General features: G+C 50.0%; 14 protein-coding genes and 2 pseudogenes. 8 read left to right on the forward strand and 8 right to left on the reverse strand.

Annotation, left to right across the window (positions count from 1 at the left end; genetic code table 11):
- Window positions 1–16: 16 nt before the first annotated feature.
- The 8 genes and pseudogenes from C7M51_RS20715 to C7M51_RS20750 form a co-directional block, all read left to right on the forward strand.
- Window positions 17–838 (forward strand): DUF932 domain-containing protein, encoded by an 822-nt coding sequence (locus C7M51_RS20715; RefSeq protein ID WP_160623354.1) that lies wholly within the window; start codon window positions 17–19, stop codon window positions 836–838.
- A 24-nt stretch (window positions 839–862) separates the two neighbouring features.
- Complete coding sequence (locus tag C7M51_RS20720) at window positions 863–1,183, forward strand: TA system toxin CbtA family protein (protein WP_160623355.1); 321 nt, start codon at window positions 863–865, stop codon at window positions 1,181–1,183.
- 112 nt (window positions 1,184–1,295) lie between these two features.
- Window positions 1,296–2,126, forward strand: a complete 831-nt coding sequence (locus C7M51_RS20725) for a DUF4942 domain-containing protein (protein ID WP_160623356.1) — start codon at window positions 1,296–1,298, stop codon at window positions 2,124–2,126.
- Window positions 2,127–2,202: 76 nt separating this feature from the next.
- The gene (locus C7M51_RS20730) at window positions 2,203–3,210 is read left to right on the forward strand and encodes a restriction endonuclease (protein ID WP_039268719.1); all 1,008 of its coding nucleotides are present in this window, start codon (window positions 2,203–2,205) and stop codon (window positions 3,208–3,210) included.
- Window positions 3,211–3,747: 537 nt separating this feature from the next.
- Window positions 3,748–4,290 (forward strand): type IV secretion protein Rhs, encoded by a 543-nt coding sequence (locus tag C7M51_RS20735; protein ID WP_160623357.1) that lies wholly within the window; start codon window positions 3,748–3,750, stop codon window positions 4,288–4,290.
- Between the two features lie 2 nt (window positions 4,291–4,292).
- On the forward strand, window positions 4,293–4,646 hold the full coding sequence (locus C7M51_RS20740; protein WP_160623358.1) for a putative T6SS immunity periplasmic lipoprotein: 354 nt from the start codon (window positions 4,293–4,295) through the stop codon (window positions 4,644–4,646).
- A 92-nt stretch (window positions 4,647–4,738) separates the two neighbouring features.
- Window positions 4,739–5,129, forward strand: a pseudogene (locus C7M51_RS20745) (DEAD/DEAH box helicase family protein); the annotation flags it as partial.
- Between the two features lie 54 nt (window positions 5,130–5,183).
- Window positions 5,184–5,415: pseudogene (locus C7M51_RS20750) on the forward strand (nuclease); the annotation flags it as partial.
- Window positions 5,416–5,594: 179 nt separating this feature from the next.
- Here the strand turns inward: C7M51_RS20750 and C7M51_RS20755 are convergent.
- The 8 genes from C7M51_RS20755 to citD all read right to left on the reverse strand — a co-directional run bounded on the left by C7M51_RS20755 (window position 5,595) and on the right by citD (window position 14,511).
- Window positions 5,595–7,028, reverse strand: coding sequence for an anion permease (locus C7M51_RS20755; protein WP_160623359.1), 1,434 nt, complete (start codon window positions 7,026–7,028; stop codon window positions 5,595–5,597).
- Between the two features lie 104 nt (window positions 7,029–7,132).
- A complete protein-coding gene (locus C7M51_RS20760) occupies window positions 7,133–9,742 on the reverse strand; it encodes a bifunctional aconitate hydratase 2/2-methylisocitrate dehydratase (RefSeq protein ID WP_160623360.1) in 2,610 nt (869 codons plus the stop codon).
- An 82-nt stretch (window positions 9,743–9,824) separates the two neighbouring features.
- Complete coding sequence (locus tag C7M51_RS20765) at window positions 9,825–10,373, reverse strand: RBBP9/YdeN family alpha/beta hydrolase (RefSeq protein ID WP_160623723.1); 549 nt, start codon at window positions 10,371–10,373, stop codon at window positions 9,825–9,827.
- Window positions 10,374–10,399: 26 nt separating this feature from the next.
- Window positions 10,400–11,272, reverse strand: coding sequence for a triphosphoribosyl-dephospho-CoA synthase CitG (citG, locus tag C7M51_RS20770; protein ID WP_160623361.1), 873 nt, complete (start codon window positions 11,270–11,272; stop codon window positions 10,400–10,402).
- On the reverse strand, window positions 11,247–11,795 hold the full coding sequence (gene citX / locus C7M51_RS20775; protein ID WP_160623362.1) for a citrate lyase holo-[acyl-carrier protein] synthase: 549 nt from the start codon (window positions 11,793–11,795) through the stop codon (window positions 11,247–11,249). The genes citG and citX overlap by 26 nt, the downstream gene beginning before the upstream one ends.
- A complete protein-coding gene (gene citF, locus C7M51_RS20780) occupies window positions 11,792–13,312 on the reverse strand; it encodes a citrate lyase subunit alpha (RefSeq protein ID WP_160623363.1) in 1,521 nt (506 codons plus the stop codon). Before citF ends, citX begins: the two co-directional genes overlap by 4 nt.
- A gap of 33 nt (window positions 13,313–13,345) precedes the next feature.
- Window positions 13,346–14,221: a citrate (pro-3S)-lyase subunit beta gene (citE, locus tag C7M51_RS20785; RefSeq protein WP_160623364.1), complete on the reverse strand. Its 876-nt coding sequence runs from the start codon at window positions 14,219–14,221 to the stop codon at window positions 13,346–13,348.
- Window positions 14,221–14,511 carry a citrate lyase acyl carrier protein gene (gene citD, locus C7M51_RS20790; RefSeq protein WP_160623365.1) on the reverse strand — a complete coding sequence of 97 codons (291 nt, stop codon included), beginning with the start codon at window positions 14,509–14,511 and terminating at the stop codon, window positions 14,221–14,223. The genes citE and citD overlap by 1 nt, the downstream gene beginning before the upstream one ends.
- Between the last annotated feature and the right edge of the window lie 9 nt (window positions 14,512–14,520).

The raw sequence follows: 14,520 nt of genomic DNA on the forward strand, positions 1-14,520 counted from the left end.
CAATAAGGAACTAATAATGACACTTTTAGCCAGCCGCTTCGGCGCAGTCAATCTTGTTCGACGCGACCGCCCGCTGACCCGCGATGAACTGGCGCATTATGTGCCGAGTGTATTCAGCGAAGAAAAGCATGAATCCCGTAGCGATCGGTACACATATATTCCGACCATTACCCTGCTTGAAAACCTGCAACGTGAAGGTTTTCAGCCATTCTTTGCGTGCCAGACTAGAGTCCGAGGCCAGAGCAAACGCGAACATACTAAGCACATGCTACGTCTGCGTCGCGAAGGCCAGATCACTGGCAAGCAGGTGCCTGAAATCATACTGCTTAATAGCCACGACGGCTCCAGCTCATATCAGATGCTGCCGGGGTTATTCAGATCGGTTTGCCAGAATGGACTAATTTGTGGTGAGAGTTTTGGTGAGGTGCGGGTGCCGCATAAAGGCAATGTTGTGGAAAAAGTCATTGAAGGGGCTTACGAAGTGCTGGGGATATTTGACCGAGTAGAAGAGAAGCGCGATGCCATGCAGTCGCTTTTGTTACCACCAACAGCACAGCAGGCGATGGCGAAAGCGGCATTAACTTATCGTTTTGGTGAAGAGCATCAGCCGGTGACGGAATCGCAGATCCTATCCCCGCGCCGCTGGCAGGATGAAAGTAACGACCTGTGGACCACTTATCAGCGCATTCAGGAAAACCTGATTAAAGGCGGTCTGTCTGGACGAACCACCAAAGGTAAACACGCCCATACACGCGCTGTAAAAAGTATCGACGGTGATGTGAGGCTTAACCGTGCACTGTGGGTGATGGCTGAGAATATGCTGCAGCTTGCCTCATGAACCCCTTTTCTCAGGACTCAACATATGCACATTTCATCTGTACCGTACACGGTGCCGGTTTCGTCACGCCTGTCACCCGTGCAGGTATGGCAGCAATTGTTAACGTATCTGCTGGAGCATCATTACGGCCTGACGCTTAACGACACGCCATTTCATGACGACGCGGTCATACAGGAACATATCGAAGCGGGAATAACACTTGCCGATGCGGTGAATTTCCTAGTGGAACGCTATGAGCTGGTACGTACTGACCGAAAGGGATGCACCTGGCAGGAGCAGACGCCGTTCCTGACCGCCACCGATATTCTCAGAGCCAGGCGAGCTACCGGATTGATCAATACTTAAATTTGTCGAGCTCCGTTCCTGATTTTTACCTCCGCACTTCCCACCTTTTTTATTCATCGCATAATGCGCCTGCCACTCCCGGCAGGCGTGTTTGCTTTTATGGACGATTACGATGCAAACAGAACCCGACGTATTAACAGAGCACAACGAACTCATCCTTTCGACCAGTATCGAACGTGTTGTTACGGGCCGCGATACCGCACTGAAACAGATCGAACAACTCATTCAGGAGCTTGATGCCATTTCACGGTTAACCTCAGAAATCGGCGGTGGTACTGCACAGGACTGGGCAATGAAGCTAGGGCATCGCTACGAGGGCTGGCTGACTGAAGATGTTGATAAAGCGATAACTGCGATCACCCGCAATATAGACCGCAGCATCTGGCGAGACTTGATGTTGAAATCCGGCATGATGGCTTTGATGGATGCACAGGCCCGCGACCAGTGGCATAAGAACCTTGAGGAGGGCGATCTTCCTGCCATTAGCGAGGCGAATATCCTCAGTACTTTTGAGCAGTTACATCAGAACAGAATGGAGGTCTTTGAGCGCGGGATCATTAACGTCTTCAAAGGGCTATCATGGGATTACAAAACTAATAGTCCCTGCAGCTTTGGTAAGAAGATCATCATTAACAATCTGGTGACGTATAACCGCTGGGGCTTTAGTCTGAACTGGGGCTGGCGGAGGGATCAATTAGCGGACCTGGAACGAATGCTGTTTTTGCTGGATGGTAAACCGATCCCTGACAACCGTGGAGATGTCACTACTCGGCTGATGGCGCATATTCGAGATAACCCGGATAAGGATGTTTATGAAGATGAGTTCTTCCGTATTCGCTACTTTCAGAAGGGCACTGCGCACTTGACTTTCAAGCGCCTGGATTTGGTCGAGAGGATGAATGATATTATCGCTAAACACTACCCAGGAAGGTTAGCGAAGTAGTTTTGGAGAGTTTTGACGCCTACGGCGAACAAGCTTATGATCCAGCTTAATTTCTTTTCCTCATGAAGGGACGGGTATGGGCAACAGAATGTGGATGATCCGCGGCGATGGTGGCAAGCTATATGACGATTTTCGCGATAAGCAAATTGTAGGCATCGGTTGGTCTCAGCTGGCTCCATTAGTCAAACCCGGCCTATCCAGAGCCCAGTTACTAGCCTTATACCAGGAGGCAGATCCCTTAACAAAGCTGGGAACTGCGCGTTCTGGTGCATCGCAGGTCTGGCGTTTTGTGAATGAGATCCAAAAGGGTGATTGGGTTATTACCTATTCGCCAGCTAACCGTACTTATTTGCTAGGCAAAGTTACTTCAGACTTCCAATATCATCCTGAATGGGTGGAAGAGGGGATGGGAATCGCTCGGCAGGTTAAATGGAATACTCAAGAAATTGATCGCGATCGACTGTCTGTTGCTACCAAGAATACATTGGGTTCTACGCTGACGGTTTTCCAGCTTCCAGAATATGCTCTAGAAGAGCTTTTGCAGGATAAGAAACCCACTGTAGATGTGATTACACAGAATCCAATTGCGATGGATGAAGATGAGGTCGTTTCTGATCCGCTCCGCGATATGGAAATGCTCGCGTTTGAAGGTATCAAAGATCGCATCAACTCTCTTGACTGGGACGAGATGCAAAATCTGGTTGCCGGGGTTTTACGCAGTATGGGCTATAAAACGCAGGTGTCACCTGCGGGAGCCGATCGGGGTAAAGATATCATTGCTTCACCTGATGGATTCGGTTTTGAAAATCCACGTATTATCGTTGAGGTAAAACATCGCAGGGAGCAAATGGGAAGCCAACAGATCCGTAGCTTTATCGGCGGTCGCCATAAAGACGATCGCGGGCTTTATGTTAGTACAGGGGGTTTTACGAAAGATGCTCGATATGAAGCCGACCGTTCGACAATACCACTGACGCTCTGGACACTTGATGATCTCGTCCGTGCGCTTATTGAGAACTACGAACAAGTTGATATCGAGACTAAACTTTTGGTGCCTCTGAAGAAAACTTTCCTGCCTGCCTGAATCTTGCTTTGATATCCATATCGGTGTTCTACTGGTGTGACTTTATACCCACTTGCAATGTCTATTTTTTGTACGGATTTTAACTTGTGGGTACAAGTGTGGGTATAACTATTTATCCCTGTTTATAAACTACATTGATATCAGTCTATTGGGTGTGAAATTCGAGTCCGGCCTTCGCACTATCTCACTCACTTTTGAAAAGTAAGCAGTTAAGTTAATTATTCCGCTTTTTTATTTAATCTTCTCTGATTCTTTCCAGTATAAAGTCCTTCTGATTGGTGATGGCTTAGTATATTGCCGCGCAGTGGCAAATAGTTACTGGAATCAACCATGTAAGTGTTTTTCTCTTGCAACCGGAAGGTGGACTGCTGTCTAAGTCTGTACCAAATACTTTTAACCGCTCCATATTTAGCGCGGCATCCCGTTACGTCCTGCCCTAATGATACATAGAAGATAAATGACTGGATATATTTTGTGTATAGACTATTCCACCTAAGGGTTTTACGATGTAGATAAATTATACAAGGAAAGTAGTTTATGAGCGCGCAGGCTGAAGAAAGAACATTACGCCGAATGACAACGGGCGAGATTGCAATGGCTCGTCGGATTTTTGGTAATTCGATAGTTTACAGTCGCGTCTGGATTCATTGCGACAGCTATTTACCGTTCGGCTTGCAGAACAAAGACTATGCCATGTCTCCCAACGGGGAGCTATGGTACAGAAAACCAATGTATAAAGAAGATTTTTCTTCAAACCTGGTTTTCATCGAAGATAAATATGTTTTTATCCATGAGTTAGGCCACGTATGGCAACACCAGAATGATCAATGGGTCAGACTACGAGGCACCTTTAGCTGGGCTGCTGAATATACATACAGGCTGGATAAAGATAAGCTGATTGACTATTCTTTAGAGCAGCAAGCCTCTATTTTAGCTGATTACTGGTTGTTGTTAGTTTATGGGATAGAAAGGTGGTCTTACTATCAAAGGCCAGGGCGAATGGGTATGTATAGGGGAGTAGATAAGTTGCAGGACATACCTGCGCTTTATCAAAAAATAGTCACCGGGAAAGGACGGTAATCATGAGAAATGGAATATTGTTGGCTGTGGTCTTTCTTTTGACTGGTTGCCCCGGCCCTGGTGAGAGAATGGTAGCTCGTGAGTCCACAACAGCCTTAATTAAGGATAATCATGTTTGCGTGGTGTCGCCATTGAAACCACAAGAACGGATTACAGCTATTCAAATAAACAGTGATAAAGGTAAATCTTTTCATAAAATATTTGATGATCGCCCTGTTTATGTGCCCAGGGGTGAATGTCTACCCCTGTTCGGATTTAAATTTTTGCCTGGCGAGCGGTATTCAATGGCGTATGATGTTAAATTTGAGAAATCAGCGACACATTTAGTAACTGCTGAAATTTTTATCTCAGGATAATAAAGGAACAACCTGCTCCTCAAATCAAAGGTAGATATCATAGATGGCGTACTTGCGGCAAAGTACCCGGGCAGAAATCCGGCTTCAGCTGCGAAGCCAAAGCCAATAAGCACGCCATCGGCAAAGGGATGTAACAGAGGCTGGACTACGCCAGTCTGCTTGATGTGCCCTTTGTGTTCGCTTCCAATGGAGACGGTTTTCTTTTCCATGATAAAACCAATCCACATAGCTTGAATCCGAAATCGCCCTCAGTGACTTCCCCGCGCCTGGAAAGGATTTACTCAGGAGCAGTTGCCGGTTATCAGCCAGGCGTATTACGATGATGGCAGCGGGAAAACTCCCCGTTATTATCAGATGCAGGCGATTAACCGAACGGTAGATGCCGTATCGGCAGGCAAGAACCACATTTTGCTGGTTATGGCCACGGGCACAGGAAAAACTTACAATGCGTTCCAGATAATCTGGCGGATGCGCTCACCGAAGCTGCTTTAAACTAAGGAACAGACGATGCCGGTTCATCATGCTATCTGGCGGGTAGAGAAGCTGGCGATGGAGGTGCTTAAATATGGTGACTGGTATCGTGACAATGCTGACGATCCCGATAAGTCAGAATATTTTGTCTCCGTAAAATGGCTGGAGACCCGAAGCGATCAACGAAGTTGGGTTCTTTGGCAACCAAAATACGGTTTGCAAGCCTATAACGCCGAAATGGCGACATACGGTAGATAAATTAAAGCGTTATTTCAGGCGCTGGGATATGGATCAGTAAAGCAATGAGCAAAAATTTCATAAAATATAGTCTCATTTAGCTTACGTTCAGATGCTTAGTTTCATTAAATCGCTTCTGTATCAGGCCGCTGTTAACAGGAAAAGTTACATGTTTCGTTTGATGTAAAGATAATTATATTATATCAAGCGGACAAGTGATTCTGGCAGAAGGTTACCTCCTCAAATTAAGTTATTTTGTATTAAAAAATTCCACCATGGAATGCCAATCAGCATATGGAGAATAAACGTTAGTAAAGCTGTGATAGTACCGACAGTCCACCATGATTTTATATCGTTATAACCCGCAGCAAAGATAATAGGACCAGCCGCGCCGCCGTAATGCGTAATGCAACCACCGTAGGAGTTAGAAAACAGAATCGCCAGAGCAAGGAGGACGGGCGCTGTCCCGGTCACCAGTCCGACGGTGGCAAATACGGGAACCATTGCGGCCACGTAAGCGCCCCCTGAGGCGAACATATAGCGCACGAGGATACTCAGAAAGACAATCATAACGATGGTGCTGTTCCCCGCGCCGAGGAAATCCAGGTGCTCAGACATAAACGCCGCCAGCCACTTAAAAAAGCCTTCTTTACTCAGGGTAGCACTGAGACCAATAATTCCGCCGTACCAGATAAGCGTATTCCATCCGCCCTTATTTTGCAGAACATCATTCCAGCAAATAATGCTAAAAATCAGCGATCCAGCCATTGCGATGACGGCAACGGAGGATTCATGAAGCCCCAGGTAACGGCAAAAGATCCATCCCAACAGCGCTGAGATGAATACCACAATTAGTCCTTTCTCTTTTCCGCTCATTGGCCCCAGTGCATTCAGACCCGCCGTGGCGATTTGTACATTATCGATGCTGGTTAATTCCGGACGCGCGATTTTATAAGAAATCCAGGGAATAATTGCCAGCATCAATAGCCCCAGCGGCACAGCGGCTATTGCCCAGCCAGCCCAGCTCAGATGAATTTGGAAAATATCAGAAATTAACTGTAACGCTAAGGCGTTTCCGGCAAAAGCGGTTAAAAACATATAGCTGGTGGTTTTGGTGACCATATAAACATTCACCATAAGAAAACGTCCGGCTTTACACGGGCTTTCATTTGGCGTTGAGTCTAATGCCAGCGCAATACTGTTAATAATCGGAAAGACAATGCCACCGGCGCGCGCCGTATTTGATGGCGTGGCCGGAGAGAGAATTAAATCCAGTAATACCGTGACGTATCCCAGCCGCAGGGTCGTACCGCCAAATTTTAAAATAAACCAGTACGCCAGGCGTTTCCCCAATCCCGTTGTCACAAAGGCGGCGCTTAGCGTAAAAGCGCTAAAAACCAGCCAGGTGGTGCCTGAAGCATAACCGCTCAACACATCCGTTGATTTTACGGGGGAATCGGCAAAGCGTCCCACCGTAAAACAGGATAATGCCATCGCTGAAAGTATAATAACCGGCTCCGGGTAAGGCTTGCTTACCAGCCCGACAATTGCTGCCAGATAAATCCCCGCCAGGATCCAGGCTTCTTTCGCTAATCCATTGGGTGGGGGGATTATTACCGTTAATAATATTATAAAAAAAAGAATAACGATTTTAAATGGTTTAGATTTCAACATGAGTCACCTCAGCCAAAAGCTCTTATTAGCAGCCGTTGCTTCAGTGAAAAAGAAGCAACGGCTGTATAATAATGCGATTTACTTACGTTTAATTAAACTGGTGCTTAAAGGTTATGCTCAGTGAAATTTTTAATAATATGTTTTTTCTGATTGGCTAACTGATATTCTGGTAATTGATCGAAATTCAAATAGCGATAGGTATCATCGCGCGTTTCGTGAATTTTATCCATATATTCGAAATATTTTTTAACGGTCGGCATTTTTCCGATAATAGCTGCCACGGTACTCAGTTCAGCCGATGCCAGAAATACCTTCGCATCTGTACCCAGGCGGTTCGGGAAATTACGGGTCGATGTTGAGACGACATAGCTTCCCTGCCGTACCCGCGCCTGGTTGCCCATGCACAGTGAGCAACCGGCAGGTTCGATGCGGGCACCGGAATGAATAAACTTATTAAAATATCCTTCACTGGAAAGCTGCTGCGCATCCATTTTTGTCGGCGGAGCCAGCCAGAGTCGGCTGGGAATTTCGCTGACGTCAGCAAGCATCTTTCCGGCGGCGCGGAAATGACCAATGTTAGTCATGCAGGAACCAATAAATACTTCATCTATTGGGGTATTTGCCACGTCGGAGAGCAGGCGGGCATCGTCCGGATCGTTGGGGGCACAGACGATAGGTTCGGTAATCTCCGTCAGATCGATTTCAATCACTGCGGCATATTCGGCGTTGTCATCGGCAACCAGCAATGACGGATTTTCCAGCCAGGCGTCGATTTCAGCGATACGTCGCGCCAGTGTCGCTGCGTTTTCATAACCCTGATCGATCATCCAGCGCAGCAGGGCGGCATTGGAACGCAAATATTCGGCCACGTTTTCTTCATCGAGACGCAGTACGCAGGCAGCAGCAGAGCGTTCGGCGGAGGCGTCGGCCAGCTCGAAAGCCTGTTCTGCCTTTAACATGCCCAGCCCTTCGATTTCCAGAATGCGCCCGGAGAAAATATTGACCTTATTTTTCTTCTCCACCGTCAGTAAGCCCTGTTTTATGGCATAGAACGGAATGGCATGTACCAGATCGCGCAGGGTGATCCCTTTTTGCATCTCTCCGGTAAAACGCACCAGCACCGATTCCGGCATATCCAGCGGCATTATCCCGGTAGCCGCGGCAAAAGCTACCAGACCGGAGCCGCTGGGGAAGGAGATCCCCAGCGGGAAGCGAGTGTGGGAGTCGGCTCCGGTGCCAACCGTATCAGGAATTAGCATCCGGTTAAGCCAGGAGTGAATAATGCCGTCACCGGGCCTGAGCGCAACGCCATTGCGGCAGCTGATGAACTCAGGCAGGGTTTCATGCAGCTTCACATCCACCGGCTTGGGGTAGGCTGAGGTGTGGCAGAAAGACTGCATTACCAGATCGGCGGAAAAGCTCAGGCAGGCGAGATCGGTAAGCTCATCGCGCGTCATTCCGCCGGTAGTGTCCTGAGAGCCGACGGTAGTCACTTTCGGTTCGCAATACTGCCCTGGGCGAACCCCGTCCACGCCGCACGCACGGCCAACGATCTTCTGCGCCAGCGTAAAGCCTGCACTGGACGGTGCCGGTGCTTTTGGCTGCCGAAAGACATCGGAAGGTGCCAGCTTCAGCGACTCGCGCGCTCTTGCGGTCAGGCTTCTGCCAATAATTAACGGTATACGTCCTCCGGCACGGACTTCATCGAGCAGCACGTCCGTCTTTAGCGAAAATGAGGCCAGTAGTCGCTGGCTGGTAGTTTCGCGTACCTCACCCCGGTAAGGATAGAGGTCGATTAGCATTCCCGTTTCCAGCCCGGAAACGTCCATTTCAACAGGTAGCGCGCCGGAATCTTCAAGGGTGTTGAAAAATATCGGGGCAATGTTTCCACCAAACACAAAGCCGCCGTTTCGCTTGTTGGGTACCCAGGGAATATCGTTGCCGATGTGCCAGAGAATAGAGTTGGTGGCGGATTTACGTGAAGAGCCAGTTCCCACGACATCACCCACGTAGACCAGCGGATAACCCTCTTTTTTTAACGCCGCCAGCTGTGCTATCGGCCCACGACTGCCGGGTGCATCTGGCGTTACGCCGTTGCGCGGATTGCTCAACATTGAGAGCGCATGCAAAGGAATATCCGGGCGTGACCAGGCCTCCGGTGCGGGTGATAAATCATCGGTGTTGGTTTCCCCGGTGACTTTAAACACTTTCAGGGTAATTTTTTCAGCCAGTTCCGGGCGGCGGGTAAACCAGTCGGCATTGGCCCACGACTGAATAACGCTTTGCGCCTGAATATTCCCCTGCTGCGCTTTTGCTTCAATATCCTTAAATTTTTCGAAAATAAGCAGCGTGGTACATAACTGTTCCGCCGCCTGGCTGGCCCATTGCGGAGCGTCAAGCAAATCAATCAGTGGCTGAATATTATAACCGCCCTGCATAGTGCCCAGTAGTTCAATGGCCTGGTGCGGAGTAATAACGCCTGTCGGATTTTCATCTTTAATCAGTTGATAGAGAAATTCAGCTTTCAGCTTCGCCGCAGGATCGACGCCCGGCGGTACGCGATGCATTAATAATTGAATCAACGTTCCTGTATTATCATCGTCGCCGCGCTGTAGTGCCGAAATTACTGCCGCCGTTTGTTCAGCGGTTAACGGTTTAGGCGGGATATTTTGCAAAGCACGTTCTTGTACATGCCTATTATAAGCGTCTAACATATGTTCTCCGGATCAGATATTGCTTATCTGAATAATGTTCACGTATTAGATAATGTTTAAAAGACTCTTTTTTAATATCGTGCTAAAGGCTTTCACCAAATTCTGCCAGTTGCTCCAGGCCATAATTCCACTCGCCAAATCCGGATTCGGTATTGATGTGCCCGGCTTCGCCAATATCAATGACGCGCGCGCCCCAGCATTGCGCCCAAAACTGCGCGCGCTTAAAAGACATTAACGGATCGTTGTGGCTTACAAACATCAGGCTGGCTGTTGGCAGTTTTTCGGGAAGTACCGCCTCGTCCAGTTCAAAGAGAGACGGCTCTGCCGGGGCAACCATGACGATGCCCGCAATATTCACCTTTTGCGTCTGTACCAGACGACAGGAGGCCAGCGCACCAAAGCTGTGTCCAACCAGAATGGCGGGCTGCTGACAGGTAGCCAGCTCGCGACGAATCGCCGAGACCCATGCGTCAATATCAGGATCCAGCCAGTTGCGCTGCGTTACCCGTTTCAGAAAAGGACAACGACGCCCCCAACAACTTTGCCAGTGATGCTCATCACTGTCTCTCAGGCCCGGCACCAGAATAATCGTGAACTGCTCGCTTAACTGTTCCAGACGTTGTGTCGTCATCATGTCATCCTCTTCAGTAGCGCCCATCAAGCCGGGTAGTGGGAGAGTACCCAGCCAACGGCTAGGAGATCCGCACTGCCGCCAGGGCTAAGATTTTTTGCAATCAGGGCGTTATCCATGTTGCACAACGCTTTTCTGAGCCTCTTACCCGACAGGTTGCGTATCTTCAGCAGCCGCCTGGCGTAGCGCTGCACATAGTTCAGCCCATTCAACCCACCCCGTGAAACCACATTGGTATCGGGATTGTGCGCCATCAGGGCGAGGAGCATGTTGAGCAGCGCATCCTGTTCCGTTAACCCATCCCGCAACGCCTTTTCCCACTGGGGCAGCCCGAAGCGCGTGACGGTGGTAAAGCCGCTCTCCGCTTCGCCCCGCGCGCCGGTAAGTCCCAGCGTTTGAAAAATATGCTCGCCTTTGGTTTTTGCCGGGACGGAATTTTTGAGTTCGCCGTCAACCAGTCCTGCACACATCGCTCTGATTTCCCGGCACAGTGCACGCTGACTAAGCGGCCCGTTACCGCTGGCAAGACGGCCTGCGGCAGCGCACAACAGGCCGAGTGAAAACACGCCGCCTTTATGGGTATTGATGCCGCCAGTGGCGTTGAACATCGCCTGTTCGCACGCCAGTCCAATCGGTCGGATAGCCGCCAGGGTTTGCGGAGCAGGAAAGTGTGCGGTAGCTTTTCCCTGTGCAAAAAAGCGCGCAAACCACGGCGAGACGGCGGCAATACTGCCCATAAAGAGTGCGAGGTTCATATCAGGGTGTGCGCCATTATTGGCACCATCAACCAGCCCCGGTTTTGGCGTAAGCATCACTTCCCGGTACATCGCTTCGCCAGCCAGCGCAGCGATGTCGACTATTGGCTCGTCCCGCTTAGCGCTGACCGCTAAAGTAGTCATAGGTTAAATCCTCAATCACCTGCGCCAGTTCCTGGGGAGCGTGCCGACGCATACGGGAGCAGACATGAGCGGGTTCATGGCAAATAAAGCACCGGCGCATCGGTTGGTTTATCGCGCTGCGCTTAACCAGTCCGGCGCTGGGGCAAAACACGTCGATATCCCACAGACGACCAAGAGGATGGTTATCTTCAAGGTGTGCCGTAACATGTTTGATCATCCAGGCGGGGGCTGAGACAGACCAGAACGCCTCCGGCCCCGTTGGCAGAAAACGCATCTCTTGTCTGGTGACGCGCCAGCGGTGTTTATGCAGCGTCTGGTTCAGGCTTTCATTCGCCTGCGTCATGACCTGCCGGGCGAGAGGGGTATCTTTTACCTCTCCCGGCCAGACGAGGGTGGTAGACACCACTGGCTGGGCAAAGCGGTCCAGCCACTTTTGCTGCACGCTGGCGCGGGCTTCCCTGGCCAGCAGAATATCTTCAAGGGTGACGGATGAGGATGAGGCTTTTGCCGTTTCGCTAATCATTCTTTCACCTGCCTTACCACATCAATGACGCTGCCGTCGCGATAACGCACAACGCCGACAATGCGGGAAGTAAATTCTATCGGTTTGGGTTCGCCGGAAATGACCAGCGATTTCTGGTACAGCACCTCGATATCAACGACCGGTAAACCAGCGGCAACCAGCCTCTCTTTAACCTCTGGACGGGCAGGGTTAACGGCGATGCCGTGGTCAGTAACCAGCACGTCGATGCTTTCGCCTGGGGTAACGCGCGTGGTGACGCGACGAACGACGGTAGGAATGCGACTGCGGATCAGTGGAGCGACCACGATGGTTAAATTCGCCGCGGCGGCAACGTCGCAGTGGCCGCCGGATGCGCCGCGCATTACGCCGTCGGAGCCGGTCAGCACATTGACATTGAACGCCGTATCAATCTCCAGCGCGCTTAAGATGACGATATCAACGCGGTCGCAGCAGGCGGCTTTAGCGGCAGGGTTAGCATAAACGCTGGTTGAAATCTCAACGTGGTTCGGGTTTTTCGCCAGCGAATCCCCGGCTACGCCATCAAAGCTTTGGGTATCCAGCAGCTTGCTGATGAGTCCCTTCTCGTGCAAATCGACAATGCTGCCGGTGATGCCGCCCAGCGCAAAGCTGGCGACAATATTCTTTTTGCGCATCCGCGTTTCGAGGAATCGCGTGCAGGCGGTAGAGGCCGCACCCGATCCGGTTTGCAGTGAAAAGCCATCACGAAAATAGCCGGAATGCTCTATGACGTCGGCGGCCGAGCGGGCAATCATCAGCTCGCGTGGGTTGCTGGTGACGCGAGCGGCACCGACACTGATTTTGGCCGGATCGCCTACGCTGTCGATCTGGACGATGTAATCAACCTGATCCTGAATAATGCTGGCGGGCATATAAGGAAATGGCTCAATGCTTTCGGTCAGCAACACCACTTTTTTCGCGTATTTGGCATCCACCATCGCATAGCCAAGCGATCCGCAGCGGGATTTGCCGCCGCTGCCGCTGGCATTGCCGTACTCATCGCAGCAGGAGACGGCTAAAAAGGCGATATCGATATTGATTTCGCCTTTTTCAATCAGGTTGACTCTGCCGCCGTGAGAGTGGATCTGTACCGGCTCCTCCATCAGACCATGTGAAATTGCATCCGCTAATTCACCGCGCATCCCGGAGGTATAAATTTTGCTGATAACGCCATTTTTAATGTGTTCGATCAGCGGCGAATTGCAGGTCATCAGCGAACTGGAGGCCAGCGTTAACCCTTTCACGCCTTTTTCCGCCAGCTTCGCCATCACATAGTTAATGACTTTATCCCCTTCGCGGAAGGCGTGATGAAATGAAACGGTCATGCCGTCACGTAATTCGCAGCGGTTTAATATGTCATCTAAGGTGGCGAAAAGTTTGCGCTGATATTTTTGCTTACTGTCCGCAAGGTAGGGGGTGTGCGTATTCGCGCCGCTAAATACCTCATATTCACGCAGGGTATCGGGTAAGGTTAAAAGTGCTTCGGTTACGTTGCTCATGTTAAATCCTGTTGCGTTAGGCTGAATGGGACGTTACTGACGGATGCCGGAGGCATTGCGGCGTTCAATTACCATGCGAGCGTGGTTGATAATTGGCGCATCGATCATTTTGCCGTTCAGTGAAATCACCCCAAGCCCGTTACGTTCGCCTTCTTCCGCCGCCGCGATAACGCGTTCTGCATAATCAACTTCTTCCTGCGTCGGGGCATAGGCGTTGTGCAGAATTTCAATCTGTCGTGGATTAATCAGCGATTTTCCGTTAAAGCCCATACGTTTAATTAAATCTACTTCTTTTAAGAAGCCTGCTTCGTCATTGATATCGGCGTAAACCACATCAAAAGCATCAATACCGGCACCGCGTGCGGCGTGTAATACCGCGCAACGGGCATAAAACAGTTCGGTGCCGTCTCCGCGCTCCGTTTGCATATCCATAACGTAATCAAACGCCGCCAGCGCAATGCCCATCAGGCGTGGGGAAGATCTGGCAATAGCGACGGCATTAATAACGCCTACCGCAGATTCGATGGCCGCCATTAATTGCGTAGATCCCACCGGACGACCACAGCTTTCTTCAATGCGGACTATTTCACGCTCAAGTTGGTGAATATCTTCCGGCGTATCGGTTTTGGGTAAACGAATAACGTCAACGCCCGCCCGCACCGCCGCTTCCAGATCTTTTAAACCAAAAGGCGTATTCAGCGGATTAATTCGCACCACCGTTTCAATATCTTTATACATCGGGTGCTGCAAAGCATGAAAAACCAATAGCCGGGCGCTGTCTTTTTCTTTCAGCGATACCGCATCCTCCAAATCAAACATGATGGAATCCGGTTTATAAATAAACGCGGTAGAGAGCATAGCGGCGCTGGAACCCGGTAAAAAAAGCATACTGCGACGTAATTTCTTCATTATAATTTTTCCCACACAATGTCCTGACTTTCCGTTCCACGGAGGATCGCCGCCTGCATTCTGGCGCGAATAACGCAGTCCAGCGCACCTTTATCCTCAACGATAATTTGGCCCTGAGTGATGTTAAATGCGCGCAGCGTCTCATACACCACTGCGGTAATTTGATCGCCGAATTGCTTATACACTTCACTATTCACAGTGACATCGATGCCCTCTTCACAGGGGCTAACTTTGACCATCAGATCGCTTGACTCCAGCGTTCCGGCTATTGCTGCCTTTACTATTTTCATATTAATTTC

The organism is Mixta intestinalis, assembly GCF_009914055.1.
In the GTDB taxonomy this organism is placed as follows: Bacteria; Pseudomonadota; Gammaproteobacteria; order Enterobacterales; family Enterobacteriaceae; genus Mixta; species Mixta intestinalis.

Bases quoted from the DNA above. Each gene is read 5' to 3' on its own strand.
- C7M51_RS20715 (WP_160623354.1), top strand. From the start codon at position 17: ATGACACTTTTAGCCAGCCGCTTCGGCGCAGTCAATCTTGTTCGACGC.
- C7M51_RS20720 (WP_160623355.1), top strand. From the start codon at position 863: ATGCACATTTCATCTGTACCGTACACGGTGCCGGTTTCGTCACGCCTG.
- C7M51_RS20725 (WP_160623356.1), top strand. From the start codon at position 1,296: ATGCAAACAGAACCCGACGTATTAACAGAGCACAACGAACTCATCCTT.
- C7M51_RS20730 (WP_039268719.1), top strand. From the start codon at position 2,203: ATGGGCAACAGAATGTGGATGATCCGCGGCGATGGTGGCAAGCTATAT.
- C7M51_RS20735 (WP_160623357.1), top strand. From the start codon at position 3,748: ATGAGCGCGCAGGCTGAAGAAAGAACATTACGCCGAATGACAACGGGC.
- C7M51_RS20740 (WP_160623358.1), top strand. From the start codon at position 4,293: ATGAGAAATGGAATATTGTTGGCTGTGGTCTTTCTTTTGACTGGTTGC.
- C7M51_RS20755 (WP_160623359.1), bottom strand. From the start codon at position 7,028: ATGTTGAAATCTAAACCATTTAAAATCGTTATTCTTTTTTTTATAATA.
- C7M51_RS20760 (WP_160623360.1), bottom strand. From the start codon at position 9,742: ATGTTAGACGCTTATAATAGGCATGTACAAGAACGTGCTTTGCAAAAT.
- C7M51_RS20765 (WP_160623723.1), bottom strand. From the start codon at position 10,373: ATGACGACACAACGTCTGGAACAGTTAAGCGAGCAGTTCACGATTATT.
- citG (WP_160623361.1), bottom strand. From the start codon at position 11,272: ATGACTACTTTAGCGGTCAGCGCTAAGCGGGACGAGCCAATAGTCGAC.
- citX (WP_160623362.1), bottom strand. From the start codon at position 11,795: ATGATTAGCGAAACGGCAAAAGCCTCATCCTCATCCGTCACCCTTGAA.
- citF (WP_160623363.1), bottom strand. From the start codon at position 13,312: ATGAGCAACGTAACCGAAGCACTTTTAACCTTACCCGATACCCTGCGT.
- citE (WP_160623364.1), bottom strand. From the start codon at position 14,221: ATGAAGAAATTACGTCGCAGTATGCTTTTTTTACCGGGTTCCAGCGCC.
- citD (WP_160623365.1), bottom strand. From the start codon at position 14,511: ATGAAAATAGTAAAGGCAGCAATAGCCGGAACGCTGGAGTCAAGCGAT.